This is a genomic window from Paraburkholderia sp. AV2, from assembly GCF_054968425.1.
Window position 1 is genome coordinate 1 of sequence record NZ_JBANLK010000005.1, and the last position, 14207, is coordinate 14207.

Sequence of the window (14207 nt, forward strand, 5' to 3'; positions counted from 1 at the left end):
CGGAGAAGATCGAGGCCCAGCCGTCGTACGAAAAGTCGTGCGCGCCGAAGAAGAGGGCGAGCAGCACGACGGTGTAGAGCGCCATGATGACGGCGGTGGCGCGCTGGGCGATCCAGTCGCGCAGGCCGTAGTGAGCGCCGACGACGAGGCGCTTCGGACCGATTCCGTTGTTGGCAGACATGTTTCAGAAGGCTCCGAAGAGTTTCGCCGCGAAGGCGATCGTGAGGACCGAGGAGACGATCACGACGACGAGGGAAGTCGACTTCGCTTTCTGCTTGCTGGCCAGATCATGGCTGAAGTCCATGAACAGGTGCCGCACGCCGGCGCAGAAGTGGAACAGGAAGGCCCAGCCGAGCACCAGCACGACGAGCTTGACGATGAGGTTGGAGAGGAAAGCCTGGAAGACCTGGAAGCTCAGTTCGGAGGTGAGGCTCTGGTCGAACAGGTACAACAGGAAGGGCAGGAAGACGAACAACAAGGCCCCGCTCACGCGGTGGCCGATCGATACGCGCCCTGCCAGCGGCAGGCGGTAGGCGAACAAGATCTGCCCAAGCCCGATGTTCCGGTATTCCGGCCTCGGTTTTTTTGCGGCTTCTGCCATCCCAGTCTCCCTCTCCCGTGAAATCGACATCCTGATGGATCTCTACAGGGCACATTGTCGCGCCTGCTTGATATTCTGTCCAATATCTGTTACGTCTATCTGATATACGTATTGGAGAACATCGCGTGGAGCTCCGCCACCTTCGATATTTCCTCGCCGTTGCGGAAGAGCGCAACGTGACACGGGCTGCCGACAAGCTCGGCATCGGCCAGCCGCCGCTCAGCCAGCAACTGCATGCGCTCGAACGCGAGCTCGGGGTCCAGCTCTTTCGGCGCACGGGACACGGCGTGGCGTTGACCGAGGCCGGGGCCGCATTCGCCGACGACGCGAAGCGCCTCCTGGGCGATGTGCAGGGCGCCGTTCGCAACGCGCAGCGCGCCGGGCGCGGCGAGATAGGACACCTGAACATCGGATTCACCGGCTCGGCCGCCTTCAATCCGATGGTGCCCCGGCTCATACGGCTCTTTCGCCAGTCGTTCCCCAACGTCCAGCTCACGCTGGCCGAAGGGAACACGGCTAACCTGCTCTCGCTGCTCGACGAGGGCCGGCTCGATGTGGCCTTCGTGAGGCCTGGAGGAAGCCCGCCGACCGGAATCGAGTTCCATCCGCTTGCGATCGAGCCGATGAAACTCGTCCTGCCGGCGACGCACGCCTTGTCGCGAAAGCGCAAGCTACCCCTCGCGGCGCTCGCGGCTGAGCTGTTCGTGCTGATACCGCGCGAAGCCAGTCCAAGCCTGTATGACCGGATCGTCGGCGCGTGCCGCGAAGCGGGCTTCGAGCCTTTGCTCGGACAGCAGGCTCCGCAGCTTGCTTCCGTGATCAATTTCGTGGCGGCCGAATTCGGCGTTTCGATGGTGCCCGCCGCCGTCACGCAGATCCAGGTGGAAGGCGTGGTCTATGTCGACATCGATGGAAACGTCCCCGATATCGGCCTGAAGGTGGCGTGCCGAACCCATGTGCCCAATGCGAAAGTCGCCAATTTTCTGGAGTTGGCAGGCGAGGGCGGGCACGGCTGATCGATCGATACTCCGGCTGCAACCGGCACGACCGGTTCGGGCCGGCGGAGTCTGCGCGGGAGGCGATGGGAATCTGGCGGAAGCGCCGGTGTCCCGGCGCTTCCGAGCCGCATGAAGGGCTCGATGCCCCGGGCTCAAAGTCGGCGCTTGACGGTGACCCTGGTCGGATAACAGTAAGTGCTAATCAAGCAGGAAGAGAAAACCGCTTATTACGCTCACGATGCACAATGAGCCGATCAGAAATACGCTGAACAGGATACCGAGGCTGTAATCGCGTTCGATGGACGGCGTGGGCAAGTGCTCTCGACCCAAAACAATCTCTTTCCGCGCTGGCGCAATTCCGGATTTTCGCAGACGCGCGAATATTGAGGGCAAGTTAAGACTCACGAATATCCTCCATAACAACCTTGCATAAAGCAGGCGACAAGGAAACGCTTCGATTTCATCGACCGCGCGCCAGCGCGCCGCGGTTAGCCAGGAATTACCGGCTGCCACACGCAACGAAATAGCCGATCAGAAACGGCAGGAAAAGCAGCGTGCCCGTGACAAGTCCCTTGAGCTGGACTGCGCGTTCATCATGTTGTTCGACGGCCTTGTCGGTCACGGCATGCTCGTATGCAGCCTTCGCTTCTACGTCGGGGGCAAACGAGTACAGCGTAGAAACACGGCCAAGCAGGCGGGAATGATCGATCAGAAGCGAAAGCGGGCTCATGGCTGTTCTCCGGCAAATGATTAATGAGACAGATGCCAGAATAGGCGCGCGGCCGCGGGCTTGATGCAGGACAAGTTCGAAACAAATTTTGGCGCGGCATCTCGCCGCATATCCCGTCTCGCGTCGAGCCGTGGCGCGGCAGAACGGGCACCGGCTCATCTGCACGAAGGGACAAGAACGCTTGCACGAATCCGGGTTCGTGGAAACAAGCCCGACACACCCGGGCATTCAAATTGAGGCCGGCGAAGCGGGGCCCAGCCGTGGGCCGCTTCGCCGATGAAAGCGCCAAGGGCTTAATTTCCCTTGACTTCGACTGGCGGCGAATACGGGCTCGCGGTCACTTCGGCATGCTGGCCCGCCTGCGACGAGCCTGTCGTGCCGGTGCCGTACGCCGTCTTGTCGTGATGCGCGGCGATGCGCGCCTGGGCTGCCTGGAGGTTCTCCGGGTAGTGCAACCAGTCGTTCGGGTTGTAGCCGGCCTGCTCCGCGCGTACCAGGTCCGCGCCCACTTCGCTGCGCGAGAGCGGCTGCGCTGTCTGCGCGAACGAGGCGAGCGGAGCGGTTAGCGCGGCCATCAGCGCCGCGGCCTTGAAAAGCGATTTCATGATCATGGACTCCATGTCACGGTAAGCAATCCTTACCATGATGAAATAAGACAAAGCGAGATGTTCGAGCGTTATTGCGCCGTCACATAGCGAGCCGCCGGGCTGTTGCTCGACAGATGCGGCGCCATCGTTCGCCTCGCGCCTTCGTACACCTCCCATTCTTCGCCCGCATGCAAGGAGGGGATCGTCACGGTTTCATGGCGGTCGAAGCCCGTCAAGGCGGCATCCACCATGGCTTCGGCCGACATGACGATGGCCGCGGGCAAGTGTTCGATCGGCAGGCCGCCGGTCTGCCAGAAGTCGGTGGCGGTGGCGCCGGGCAGCACGGCCTGCACCCGAATGCCCCGGGCGGCCAGTTCGTGGTGAAGCGACTGGCTGAACGCGAGCACGAAAGCCTTGCTGCCGCCGTAGACACCGTTGAGCGTTTCCGGCGAGATGGCCACGATGGACGAGATGTTGATCACGGCGCCCGCGCCGCGCGCGACGAAGCCGGGGACCGCGGCATACGTGAGGCGGGTGAGGGCGGTGACATTCAGGTCGATCAGTCGCGTCATCGCTTCCACGTCGCTGTCGAGAAGCGGCTTGTGGGTGCCCACGCCGGCGTTGTTGACCAGCAGCGTAATGCTCGCGTCCTGCTTCAGCTTGGTTTCGACGGCGGCCAGCGCCGCGCGGTCGTTCAGATCCGCGTCGATGATCTCGACGCTCCGCTGCGTTTCGTTCGTGATGCGTTCCGCGAGGGCGGCCAGCCGCTCGCGATTGCGCGCCACGAGGATCAGGTCGTAGCCGCGCCGCGCGAGCCGGTCGGCGTAGACCGCGCCGATACCCGAAGACGCGCCGGTAATGAGGGCGGTACCGCGATACGTATGAGCCATGATGTCACTCCATTCGACAAGTCGTTGATGAAACGGTGAGCCCATTCTGGCCGGGTTTCGTCGCGACAGAAATGACATATAAGGTTATGATTCAGGACATCGCCTGACGGGAAACGGACATGCACCGGATCGGCTTTTTACTGAGTGACGGCTTCCAGATCATGACGCTCGCGCCGCAGTCGGTGTTCGAGTACGCGAACGTCGTGGCGCGCGAGCCGTTCTACGCGGTGGACAATTTTTCCCTCGACGGCGGCGAGGTGCGCTCGTCGCTTGGCTTCGGCGTGGGTACGCGGCCTTTGCGCGGAGCCGCCGCGGTGGATACGTGGATGGTCGCCGGCGTCAACAACCCGCTCAGGTCGCCGGCGCCCGAGCGTGTGCTGGCGTTCCTGCGCAAGGCGAGCTTGCGCGCGAGGCGCATTGCGGGTATTTGCACGGGCGGATTCGTTCTTGCCGAAGCGGGCCTGCTCGCGCAGCGGCGCGCGACGACGCACTGGGCGTTTGGGCGCGAAATGCAGCGCCGGTTCCCGGAGGTGCGCGTGGAGGAGGACCGGATCTATATCGTCGACGGCCCGGTGTGGACGTCCGCCGGCATGACGGCGGGACTCGATCTGGCGCTGGCGATGGTGGAGAAGGACCTGGGCGCCGAGGCGGCGCGCTCGGTGGCGCACAAGCTCGTGATGCATCAGCGACGAGCGGGCGGCCAGTCGCAGCATTCGGAAATGCTGGAACTTGCGCCGAAAACGGATCGCATCCAGAACGCGCTGACCTATGCGCGGCAGAACCTGAATCGCGCGTTGACCGTGGAGGAACTGGCCGACACCGTGCATATGAGCGCGCGCCAGTTCAGCCGCGTATTTACGCTCGAAACGGGACAGTCGCCGGCGAAGGCGGTCGAGCGACTGCGACTGGAGGCGGCGCGGCTCATGATCGAGCAGAGCCGCCACCCGCTCGAAGTTATCGCGAAAGAAACCGGCTTCCGCGATCGGCGCCATATGCGCGAGGTGTTCATGCGCGGCTTTGGCCTGCCGCCGCAGGCGGTGCGGCGCGACGCTCGCGCGGGAGGCGGAGATCCCGCATAGCGGCATCTCCCGGAGGTCGAGGCGAATTGCGGGTCGGCTTAAATGTGAATACCGCCCGCCACTTCGATGCGCTGGGCGTTGACCCAACCGAACGCATCGGACAGCAAACCTGCGATGACGGGGCCTACATCCTCGGGCAAGCCGGCACGGCCGAGTGCGGTGTGCGAGGCCACGGCCTTGTTCACCTCCGGGTTGTCGCGCACCATGCCGCCGCTGAAGTCGGTTGCGATGGCGCCGGGCGCGACAACGTTGACCGCGATGCGGCGCGGCCCGAGTTCCAGCGCCATGTAGCGGGTCAACGCTTCGACCGCCGCCTTCATCGGGCCGTAGATGGCACGACCGGGAAAGGCGAATCGGGCGAGACCCGACGAGACGTTGACGATCCGCCCGCCGTTGTTGATGAGGGGGAGGAGCTTCTGTGTCAGCAGGAACGGTCCTTTGAAGTGGACGGCAAACTGCGCGTCGAGTTCGGCTTCGCTTCCCTCCACAAAACTGGCCGCGGACGAGGCGCCGGCGTTGTTCACGAGATAATCGAAGCGTTCGGCGCCCATTCCCGCCAGCGCTTCCCGCACCGCCTCGACGAAGGCGCCGAAGCTGCCGGCATTGCCCATATCGAGCTGAAGGGCAGCGGCCGGCGCGCCGGCCGCTGCGGCAAGCGCCGCGACCTTTTCGGCTTCCGCACGGTTCGAGCGATAGGTGAGTATCGTGCGAACGCCGCGCGCGGCGAGCCGCAGCACGGTATCGCGCCCGATACCTCGACTGCCGCCGGTGACGATGGCAATTCTCGCGGGGACGGGTTGATTGACGGTTGACGACATGTCGCGCTCCTTTCGGCGTTGGGATCGACCCGATCATACGGTCGCAGGGGTGCGGATTCGAATGCCGAAACTCGCCTCGTTCTTGCCTGATCCTGCTGTGGCAAACTATCCTGACCGGGTTGAATGCATGGCATGAATGCCATACGAAAGGGCGATCGAACATGTTGAAATCGTTATCGGAAGCAATCTTGCGCTATACGGAGCGCCAGCCCGGCACGAGCCCTTATATGACGGCGATCGACGGGGTCTGCATTCTTCGCACCGATCATCCCAGGCCGCCCGTCCATCGGGTTGCGCAGCCCGCCCTGTGTATCGTTGCCCAAGGGGCCAAATGGGCGAGCTTCGGCGGACAGCAACTCGAATACCGGGCGGGTCAGGCGCTCGTGGTCGGCGTGGAGACGCCTTCGCTCGGCCGGGTGTTCGAAGCCAGCCCGGACAAGCCTTGCCTCGTGCTCATGATCGAACTCGATCTGGCGATGATCCGCACCGTTGCCGAGGAGATGGAAACCGTGCCCAGGGCCGTCGGCGAGACGCCGCGCGGGGTGTTCGTGACGGACTTCGACGGGCCGCTTGCCGATTGCGCGCTGCGCATGGTCCGCTTGCTGGACACGCCCAAGGCGATTCCCACGCTCGCGCCCATGGTCATGCGCGAGATCGGCTATTGGCTGTTGTCCGGTCCGCATGGCGGCGAAGTTGCGAAGATGGCCCTGGCGGACAGCCCGTCGCAGCGCGTCATGCGCGCCATGCATTTCTTGCGCGAGCGTTTCGCGCAGCCGGTTCGCATCGAAGAACTCGCGGCGCTGGCCCGACTGAGCGCATCGGCCTTTCATCGCCAGTTCAAGGCGTTGACCTCGCTGACGCCGCTGCAGTATCAAAAGCAGCTTCGTCTTCTCGAAGCCCGCAGGCTGCTGCTATCCCGTTCCGCCAGTGTCGAGGCGGCGGCGTTCGAGGTGGGTTACGAGAGCGCTTCCCAATTCAGCCGGGAATATGCGCGCATGTTCGGCACGCCGCCCAAACGGGACTCGAAGCGCCTGAAGGCGATGCTCGACGCGGCATAACGGTCGTCGAGAGTGCCTGGACGCCATTCCGCGACGTCTTGATATCATTCTGTTTTAACCTGGCGGAATTGCCCCCATGCAAGTGCTGGTCGATGCCGACGCTTCTCCCGTGGTCATCAAGGAAATGTTGTTCCGGGCCGCGCGACGGGCGGAAGTGCGGGTGACGCTGGTCGCGAACCAGTATTTGCGCACGCCGCCGTCTCCCTTCATCACGTCCATTCAGGTGCCGGCCGGTTTCGACGCGGCAGACGCCCGTATCGTCGAACTGGCCGCATCGGGCGACCTGGTGATCACAGCCGACATCCCGCTTGCCGCCGCGGTGCTCGACAAGGGGGCGCACGCACTCGACCCGCGCGGCAACTGGTTCACGCGCGAAAATATTCAGGAACGCTTGACGGTGCGTGACATGATGGATCAACTGCGCAGCACCGGCATCGATACGGGGGGGCCAGCCCCCTTCAGTACGCGCGACAGCAAGGCATTTGCGGGCCAGCTCGACCGATTCCTTGCGCGTTACGGCAAGCCGCCTCGCGGTAACGATTGATCGTCCCGGCCATTCCGGTCACGACGCTCGCGGCGGCAGCGCGCCGCTCAATAGATGGAACACCCAGAAATGTCAGAAAAAAACCTTGACCGCTCCTTTAGCGAGCTTCCGCTTGCCCCCGCCATGCTCGCCAATCTGGCCCAGCTCGGCTATACGGCCATGACGCCGATCCAGGCGGCAAGCCTGCCCGTGGCGCTGGAAGGGCACGACCTGATTGCCCAGGCGAAGACCGGCAGCGGCAAGACAGCGGCGTTTTCTCTCGCGTTGCTCGCACGCCTCGATGTGCAGCGTTTCGCCGTTCAGACGCTGGTGCTCTGTCCCACGCGAGAACTGGCCGATCAGGCGGCGCAGGAAATTCGCCGCCTCGCGCGCGCGGAGCAGAACATCAAGGTGCTGACGCTGTGCGGCGGCACGCCCATGGCCCCTCAAACCGCGAGCCTCGAGCACGGCGCCCATGTCGTCGTCGGCACACCGGGCCGTATCATGGACCACCTGGCGCGCGGCAACCTCGACGTCGGCGCACTGAATACGCTCGTGCTCGACGAAGCGGACCGAATGCTCGACATGGGCTTCTTCGACGATATCGCCACGGTCGTGGATCAATGCCCCAAGGAGCGCCAGACCTTGCTGTTCTCGGCCACCTACCCGGAGGGAATCGCGCGGCTGAGCCGGCAATTCCTGCGCAATCCGAAGGAAATCAAGCTCGAAGAGCGTCACGACAGCAGCAAGATCCGGCAGCGCTTTTACGAAGTGGCCGAGGACGAGCGGCTGCACGCAGTGGGCATGCTGCTGAATCACTATCGTCCGGTGAGCACGCTGGCGTTCTGCAATACGAAGCAGCAGTGCCGCGATCTGCTCGACGTGTTGCGCGCGCAGGGTTTTCACGCGCTGGCGCTGCATGGCGAACTGGAGCAGCGCGCGCGCGATCAGGTGCTGATCCGGTTCGCGAACCGTAGCTGCTCGGTCCTCGTTGCGACCGACGTGGCCGCCCGGGGCCTCGACATCGCGCAACTCGAAGCCGTGATCAACGTCGACGTGACGCCCGATCCGGATGTGCATGTGCACCGCATCGGACGCACGGGCCGCGCGGATCAGGACGGCTGGGCGTTGAGCCTCGCCAGCATGGACGAGATGGGGCGGGTCGGCAGCATCGAGCAGGCGCAGAAACAGGACGTCGAATGGCACAAGCTGGCCGATCTGACGGCCGCCAGCCACGCGCCCCTGTTGCCGCCGATGGAAACGCTGCAGATTCTCGGCGGACGCAAGGAAAAAATTCGCCCAGGCGACGTGCTGGGGGCGCTGACGGGCGACGCGGGCTTCAGCGCTTCACAGATCGGCAAGATCAACGTGACCGACTTTTCGACTTACGTGGCTGTTGATCGCGGCATTGCGCACGAGGCGTTGCGCAGGCTCGGCGCGGGGAAGGTCAAGGGCAAGAAGGTCAAGGTCCGGATGATGGACGAATAGCCGGCATTCATGATGCCGCGACGTGGGGTTGAATCGCGCTGAGCCAGCAGGCCACGGCGACAGCCCCGCCGTCGGGTGAGCCCATCGCGCGATCGCCCAGATAGCTCGCGCGGCCCGCCCGCGGTTTCATCGTGGAGGTCGCTTCGGCGCCGCGCTTTGCGGACGAGACAGCCCTTGAAAAGGCGACGGCCGCGGGGTTGCCCGATCGCAGTTCCTGCGCGAACGTATCGGCAGCGGGAATGAGCGCGTCCAGCATCGTTCTGTCGCCTGCCTTTGCACCGCCGAGTTCGCCGATGGCCGCAACGGCAGCACTGAAGGCTTCCGCCCAGTCGTGGGCGGTCGGCTCGGACATGCCCGCAAGGCGCCGTGACGCGCGGAGCAGCGCCGTGGCGTAGAAAGGACCGGAGCTGCCTGCGATGGCTCGGCGTAGCGCCCCGCCCAAAGCAGCGAGCGCGCCCGCCGGGTTGGCGAACGCCTGGTCGGGGAGGGCAAGGAGGGCGTCCGCGGCGCGCTTCATGCTGATGCCCAGATCGCCGTCGCCGGCCAGTGAATCCAGTTCGGTGAGTCGCGGTTCGTCGGCAATCAAGGCGTGAGCGACGGCGGTCAGGGCCGGCTTGAGGCGGGGGATCCATGCCTGGGCGTTCTCGTCGAGGAGCGGCGAAGTTTCGCCAGCGCTCGCGACTGGCGAGTCCATCCGGATGTGGGCGTTGACGGCGCCCCCTCGCGGCCACGCGCGGGCCCGCGTCGGCGCGTCCAGCAACGCGAGACGGTCGTTATCGACGCGCAGGACGGAAACGGAGCAACCGGGCATGTTCAGCGCCGAGAGCAGGGTGCCCGACCATGCGCGCTCGACGGCGATACCCTTGCCGGTCAGCGCTTCCCAGGCGGCGCGCAGGACGATGTCCAGTTCCATCTGCGGCGTTGCGCCGAGACCGTTCACGAGTAGTGCTACACGTTCTCCTGCCGCGAGCGCCATATCCTCCAGAATATTCGAGAGCAGGATCCGGGTAAGTTCGTCGGCCGGCCGGGGCGCGGTTCGCTCGACGCCTTTTTCTCCGTGAATGCCGAGACCCAGCTCGATTTCGTCATCGGCCAGCGTGAAGCTGGATTTTTCCACGCCGGGCATCGTGCAGCCGTCCAGCGCCACGCCCATCGACCCGAGGTTGGCCGCAGCGGCGCGCGCGGCAGACGCTACCTGATCGAGCGAGCGCCCCTGTTCCGCGGCAGCGCCGGCCACTTTGTGCACGAGTACCGTTCCCGCGATTCCGCGACGGCGATCGCGCGCGGTGTGTCGACGCAGCGAAACGTCGTCGGCCACGATCACCACTTCGACGGGAATCCCTTCGGCGCGTGCGAGTTCGGCGGCCAGGCCGAAGTTGAGCCGGTCCCCCGTATAGTTCTTGACGATCAGGAGGGCGCCGGCCGGGCCCGCGGTCGCGAGGATGGCGGCGAGAACTTCGTCGGTGGACGGCGAGGTGAAAACCTGGCCGCACACCGCGGCGCTCAGCATGCCGGCCCCGACATATCCCGCGTGCGCGGGTTCGTGGCCGCTGCCGCCGCCCGAGATGACAGCGACAGGTCGACTGGAGACCTGGGGCAGATCCCGACGAACGAGGACATTTTCGTCACCCAGGATAGCGGTGTCCGGGGCCTGCCTGGCAATGCCCTCGAGCATTTCCCGAACGACGTTCGACGGATTGTTGACGAGTTTCTTCATGGGGGGCGTTACCGGCGGTTGGGTACGAGGTGAGTGTAATCGCTTGCTGAACTTCGAGGCCCGGGTGCCGCTCGATTGCTAGTCAGGTGTTTGCGGCGCAGAAGATGTCGCGCCGCAAGACGCATCGATTGAGGTGCCAGGTTTTCGGCTATCCAGTTTTCTTTATTTTACATAATACAAATTATCGAAATTTCTCTTGCCACAGCTTGTTACGCACCGGCGGCCTTCAGGCGCAACATTGTTCGCGGATGAACATTGAACTGGTTGGCTACCTCTGCCGCAGACTGGTGGCGAAGCAGTTCCAGCGCCTGCGATCGCTGCTCCGGCGAAAGCGCCCGCCGTCTCCCAAGCTTGCTGCCTCTTGCGCGGGCGGCCGCTATGCCTGCGCGGGTTCGCTCGCTGATCAGGTTCCTCTCAAACTCGGCGAGCGCGGCCATCATGCGGAAGATGAGTACGCCGCCGGACGAACTCGTATTAATGGATTCGTTCAACGATACGAACTCGATACCTCGCCGCTCAAGATAGGTAATGAGATCGACCAGCTTGCTCAGAGACCTCCCGAGTCTGTCCAGCCGCCACACGACAAGCGTGTCGCCCTCTTTGGCCTCGGACAGTGCGGCGTCCAGCCCGGGGCGGCAGAACTCCGCGCCTGATACGCCGTGATCCGTGAAGAACTTGTTGCACCCCGCCGCACGCAATGCATCGAGCTGTAGTGCAAGGCTTTGTTCGTGCGTGGAAACGCGTGCATAACCAATTTTCATGTGTTTTCCGGGAAAAGAAGGGGCCCTCTGCCTGACTGTTGGTGAATGAAGCGGCAATGTTGTATTGCTTTCCCGGCAATGCCAGCACCAATCAGTTGACAAAAACGGTCCTTTCTGTCTCCCGGCAACTTCCATGGCTCAGGTCTTGGCCTTCGGCCGCCCCGCCATGATCCCCTATTCGTCTAACGATATTGGCAAAAAGGACCAATTTTGTGCCACGGAGTCTGGCTGGCACCTGAAAGGAATTGTAAAAAGCTGTTTGCAACGCAGCGAGCGACCGTGTGCTTTTGCCGTCCGTCGGGGCCGAGATGTCAGTGATCAAAAGTGAGACTGTGGGGGGCGTGAGCCATACCGGGCCTGCTGTGGCGCCCGGCTGCAAGGCACTAACGCCCGAGTCCCCCGATTGGAAAATGGCCCGCGAGGTTTGCCGCGCCATCTCGGACGATCGGCTGTTTTTCCGCCATGAGGTCATTTGCGCAGTCGACGCCCCGACAGAGGTCCTGTATCGCGAGGCGCTGGTGCGGATGAAGGTCGCCGACGCGGTTCTTCTGCCCGGCAGATTCATTCCCGCTCTGGAAAGGCTTTCGCTGATGCGGCAGTTCGATTGTTACGTCGTGCGCCACACGCTTGAGGCGATCAAGGCCACACCCGGCGCAAGGCTCGGCTGTAACATTTCGGCGCAAAGTACGCAGGACGATCACTGGTGGCAGGAGGTTTTCCTTGAACTGGAAAACAACCCCGAGGCCGCAGCTCGCCTGGTGGTGGAAATCACTGAATCGGCGCCGATCCTGCCGATTGATGGGTGCACGTTTGTCCGGCGTTTGAGAAGACTGGGCGTTCGTGTTGCGATTGACGACTTTGGCGTGGGCTTTTCTGCCGTGTCCGCGGCCGCGTGTGCGACCGACATCGTCAAGGTAGACCGTTCATTGCTCCGGCGTGTGCGCCAGGGCACCCTTGGCATCGCCGGGTTCAACCGTCTGATCGTGATGGCCCGAGGTATCGCCCCGCTTCTCGTCGTCGAAGGCGTCGAAACACCCGACGATATTCGAATCGTCCGGGATGCCGGTGTACGCTGGATTCAAGGCTATTACGTCAATGATCCCGATACTCCAGGATCGATATGAAACCTGGAGCAAGGCGTCTCGTCGCAGGTCTTCTTTGCTGTCTATGTGCCATCTGTTATGCCGATGACGAAGCGGCGTTCTCCTCCCTGGTGCCTTCGGGGACGAGAATCGCGAGTTCGGAAGTCCCGGAGTCGGCCGCTTTCCCCGGCCATGGATGTACCGAAGCGGGCGCCTTCCTGTTGCCAGCACGATTCGGCGATGCCGGAATGAATGAGTTTGTGCACGTAGACGGTCCACGCGAGACTTGTGCGTTCCACACCAGGAGCCTGGATACCTCCAGAGCGGCGCTCGCCGATACACGCGAAGAACAGCGTGCCGCGGGAACAGCCCAGACACAGGGGGATGAGCCCGAGGAGAACAGATCGTCCGCCCCATTGGCCACAACCAATCCCTTGCCGCACGACGCGGCCCGGCGAACAGCGAATATCGTCGCCGCTCCGAAGCCGGCGGAACCGCTATCCGTAATGTCTGCGGCCTGCTACCGGTGGATTCTTGGCGTACTTCTCCTGGTTCTCGTGCTGGCTCTGCTGGCACTAGTCGGCGCCGCCACCGCACTTCTTTACGTTCGCTGGTTCAGCGAACGTGCGATTCTCGCTCGCGCGGTCAACCGCGGATTGAAACGCGACGAGTTCCGCCTGGAGCATCAGCCGGTCTTCTACACGAGGACTCGCAAATGCATAGGACTGGAAGCGGTGCTGCGGTGGAAAAACGTTGCGTATGGCCTTCGGGGCGAAGCGTGGTTTATGAACGAACTTGCTGATCGCCGCGCTGCAACGAAAATCGTCGCGTTCATGCTCTCGACTGCCGAGAGGGAACTGAGCCTTCTCGCCGAAGGCCGCAACTTGTATCTGATGGTCAATGTGTGGGCATCATGTCTCGGAAACGAAGAATGCCTCTCCCTGATCGCAACCAGGGCCAGGTCCTTCACATCCAGTCGGCTGGTGTTCCAGATCAAAGCTGAAGACCTGCCCGCAAGGCTCGGCAGCGTGATGCGTTTGCGCCGGGACAAAGTTCGCACTGCCCTCTCCGGTGTCCGGACGCCGACTGCCATAATCGGCTCCGCACTGCCCGCCGGCTTCGAGTTCATCAAAGTAGACCGGGACATTATGGCGCTGGACGAATCAGCTCGTCTCCAGACGCTTCAGGCAATAGCCGCTGTGGGCCGGCAGCACGACGTTGCTGTTATTGCGGACGGCGTAGAAGGAATCGGTCAGAACCATGACCTGGGCCGCGCAGGAATCGAGCTGGCGCAAGGATTTTTCTTCGGCAAAGCGATCTCCGCAGATCAACTGCCGAGGTTTTTCGAGAAGCTGGATTGGTGGCAGGGAAAACACGCCCCCGCGGCTAGCACGGCCCATCCCACGTAATAGATTCGCAAACGTCGAAGAACCGGAAAGTACTCAATTCGCCCGCCCCCGGCGCTCGATCCGCCTCCCGTTAAAAAACGCACTCCCTCCACGCTGGAGGGAATGCGTCTGGAGACGGATACCGCAGCGAACTGCCGCGATTCAGAACAACTGCCGCAGACGCAGCATGCCCGCCTGGGCCACGTAGCCCGAGCCTGCCTGGAGCTCGTAGCGCGCGGTCATGCTGAGGTTGTTCGCCCGCAACAGGGTCATGCCCAAACTCATCACCACGGAGTCCTCCACCGGGCTTGCGCCAAGCGACGTGAAACTGGTCTCGCCCGGCGGAGCGGCCGCGTAGCTGGCCTGGGTCGTCACCCGGGTGTTGTCGTACTCGTGGCGCCACGCCAGTTGCAGCTCCGGCACGAGTACCCCGTACGAGGTCGACAGTTCGCGCGAAATCTTCGCACCGATATCGCTCGTCACCGAG

General features: G+C 63.4%; 16 protein-coding genes. 7 read left to right on the forward strand and 9 right to left on the reverse strand.

Going from position 1 to position 14207, the window contains the following annotated elements; translation table 11 throughout:
* Both sdhD and sdhC read right to left on the reverse strand, forming a co-directional pair.
* The coding region (gene sdhD / locus V8683_RS05225) for a succinate dehydrogenase, hydrophobic membrane anchor protein (RefSeq protein WP_462880609.1) at nucleotides 1-181 on the reverse strand (181 nt) is incomplete at its 3' end.
* A gap of 3 nt (nucleotides 182-184) precedes the next feature.
* Entirely contained in the window at nucleotides 185-601 is a 417-nt protein-coding gene (gene sdhC / locus V8683_RS05230; protein ID WP_411191722.1) for a succinate dehydrogenase, cytochrome b556 subunit, read from the reverse strand.
* 125 nt (nucleotides 602-726) lie between these two features.
* On the opposite strand from sdhC, the gene V8683_RS05235 reads away from it, so the two are divergent.
* Nucleotides 727-1617: a LysR substrate-binding domain-containing protein gene (locus tag V8683_RS05235; protein ID WP_411189528.1), complete on the forward strand. Its 891-nt coding sequence runs from the start codon at nucleotides 727-729 to the stop codon at nucleotides 1615-1617.
* Between the two features lie 481 nt (nucleotides 1618-2098).
* Here the strand turns inward: V8683_RS05235 and V8683_RS05240 are convergent, their stop codons facing one another.
* From V8683_RS05240 to V8683_RS05250, 3 genes are all read right to left on the reverse strand, one after another.
* Complete coding sequence (locus tag V8683_RS05240; RefSeq protein ID WP_411189527.1) at nucleotides 2099-2329, reverse strand: hypothetical protein; 231 nt, start codon at nucleotides 2327-2329, stop codon at nucleotides 2099-2101.
* A gap of 293 nt (nucleotides 2330-2622) precedes the next feature.
* Entirely contained in the window at nucleotides 2623-2949 is a 327-nt protein-coding gene (locus tag V8683_RS05245; protein ID WP_411189526.1) for a DUF4148 domain-containing protein, read from the reverse strand.
* Nucleotides 2950-3005: 56 nt separating this feature from the next.
* Nucleotides 3006-3806, reverse strand: coding sequence for an SDR family NAD(P)-dependent oxidoreductase (locus tag V8683_RS05250; protein ID WP_411189525.1), 801 nt, complete (start codon nucleotides 3804-3806; stop codon nucleotides 3006-3008).
* Nucleotides 3807-3925: 119 nt separating this feature from the next.
* Here V8683_RS05250 and V8683_RS05255 point away from each other — a divergent pair, with 119 nt between their 5' ends.
* On the forward strand, nucleotides 3926-4885 hold the full coding sequence (locus tag V8683_RS05255) for a GlxA family transcriptional regulator (RefSeq protein ID WP_411189524.1): 960 nt from the start codon (nucleotides 3926-3928) through the stop codon (nucleotides 4883-4885).
* A 38-nt stretch (nucleotides 4886-4923) separates the two neighbouring features.
* On the opposite strand, the gene V8683_RS05260 is transcribed toward V8683_RS05255, so the two are convergent.
* Complete coding sequence (locus tag V8683_RS05260) at nucleotides 4924-5703, reverse strand: SDR family NAD(P)-dependent oxidoreductase (protein WP_411189523.1); 780 nt, start codon at nucleotides 5701-5703, stop codon at nucleotides 4924-4926.
* 161 nt (nucleotides 5704-5864) lie between these two features.
* Here V8683_RS05260 and V8683_RS05265 point away from each other — a divergent pair, with 161 nt between their 5' ends.
* From V8683_RS05265 to dbpA, 3 genes are all read left to right on the forward strand, one after another.
* Nucleotides 5865-6761, forward strand: coding sequence for an AraC family transcriptional regulator (locus V8683_RS05265; RefSeq protein WP_411189522.1), 897 nt, complete (start codon nucleotides 5865-5867; stop codon nucleotides 6759-6761).
* 76 nt (nucleotides 6762-6837) lie between these two features.
* The gene (locus V8683_RS05270; RefSeq protein WP_411189521.1) at nucleotides 6838-7305 is read left to right on the forward strand and encodes a YaiI/YqxD family protein; all 468 of its coding nucleotides are present in this window, start codon (nucleotides 6838-6840) and stop codon (nucleotides 7303-7305) included.
* A 69-nt stretch (nucleotides 7306-7374) separates the two neighbouring features.
* Nucleotides 7375-8772: an ATP-dependent RNA helicase DbpA gene (gene dbpA, locus V8683_RS05275; protein ID WP_411189520.1), complete on the forward strand. Its 1398-nt coding sequence runs from the start codon at nucleotides 7375-7377 to the stop codon at nucleotides 8770-8772.
* A 7-nt stretch (nucleotides 8773-8779) separates the two neighbouring features.
* On the opposite strand, the gene V8683_RS05280 is transcribed toward dbpA, so the two are convergent.
* Together V8683_RS05280 and V8683_RS05285 are read right to left on the reverse strand one after the other, a co-directional pair.
* Nucleotides 8780-10489, reverse strand: coding sequence for a dihydroxyacetone kinase family protein (locus V8683_RS05280; RefSeq protein ID WP_411189519.1), 1710 nt, complete (start codon nucleotides 10487-10489; stop codon nucleotides 8780-8782).
* 209 nt (nucleotides 10490-10698) lie between these two features.
* Entirely contained in the window at nucleotides 10699-11250 is a 552-nt protein-coding gene (locus V8683_RS05285; RefSeq protein WP_411189518.1) for a recombinase family protein, read from the reverse strand.
* A 410-nt stretch (nucleotides 11251-11660) separates the two neighbouring features.
* On the opposite strand from V8683_RS05285, the gene V8683_RS05290 reads away from it, so the two are divergent.
* Nucleotides 11661-12374, forward strand: a complete 714-nt coding sequence (locus tag V8683_RS05290; protein WP_411189517.1) for an EAL domain-containing protein — start codon at nucleotides 11661-11663, stop codon at nucleotides 12372-12374.
* The gene (locus tag V8683_RS05295; protein WP_411189516.1) at nucleotides 12371-13741 is read left to right on the forward strand and encodes an EAL domain-containing protein; all 1371 of its coding nucleotides are present in this window, start codon (nucleotides 12371-12373) and stop codon (nucleotides 13739-13741) included. Before V8683_RS05290 ends, V8683_RS05295 begins: the two co-directional genes overlap by 4 nt.
* A gap of 141 nt (nucleotides 13742-13882) precedes the next feature.
* On the opposite strand, the gene V8683_RS05300 is transcribed toward V8683_RS05295, so the two are convergent.
* Entirely contained in the window at nucleotides 13883-14203 is a 321-nt protein-coding gene (locus V8683_RS05300; protein ID WP_411189515.1) for an autotransporter outer membrane beta-barrel domain-containing protein, read from the reverse strand.
* Nucleotides 14204-14207 lie beyond the last annotated feature (4 nt).

Coding starts and splice junctions, on each gene's coding strand:
- dbpA (WP_411189520.1), top strand. CDS start 7,375: ATGTCAGAAAAAAACCTTGACCGCTCCTTTAGCGAGCTTCCGCTTGCC.
- V8683_RS05255 (WP_411189524.1), top strand. CDS start 3,926: ATGCACCGGATCGGCTTTTTACTGAGTGACGGCTTCCAGATCATGACG.
- V8683_RS05245 (WP_411189526.1), bottom strand. CDS start 2,949: ATGGAGTCCATGATCATGAAATCGCTTTTCAAGGCCGCGGCGCTGATG.
- V8683_RS05260 (WP_411189523.1), bottom strand. CDS start 5,703: ATGTCGTCAACCGTCAATCAACCCGTCCCCGCGAGAATTGCCATCGTC.
- V8683_RS05290 (WP_411189517.1), top strand. CDS start 11,661: ATGGCCCGCGAGGTTTGCCGCGCCATCTCGGACGATCGGCTGTTTTTC.
- V8683_RS05265 (WP_411189522.1), top strand. CDS start 5,865: ATGTTGAAATCGTTATCGGAAGCAATCTTGCGCTATACGGAGCGCCAG.
- V8683_RS05280 (WP_411189519.1), bottom strand. CDS start 10,489: ATGAAGAAACTCGTCAACAATCCGTCGAACGTCGTTCGGGAAATGCTC.
- V8683_RS05250 (WP_411189525.1), bottom strand. CDS start 3,806: ATGGCTCATACGTATCGCGGTACCGCCCTCATTACCGGCGCGTCTTCG.
- V8683_RS05270 (WP_411189521.1), top strand. CDS start 6,838: ATGCAAGTGCTGGTCGATGCCGACGCTTCTCCCGTGGTCATCAAGGAA.
- V8683_RS05240 (WP_411189527.1), bottom strand. CDS start 2,329: ATGAGCCCGCTTTCGCTTCTGATCGATCATTCCCGCCTGCTTGGCCGT.
- V8683_RS05295 (WP_411189516.1), top strand. CDS start 12,371: ATGAAACCTGGAGCAAGGCGTCTCGTCGCAGGTCTTCTTTGCTGTCTA.
- V8683_RS05285 (WP_411189518.1), bottom strand. CDS start 11,250: ATGAAAATTGGTTATGCACGCGTTTCCACGCACGAACAAAGCCTTGCA.
- sdhC (WP_411191722.1), bottom strand. CDS start 601: ATGGCAGAAGCCGCAAAAAAACCGAGGCCGGAATACCGGAACATCGGG.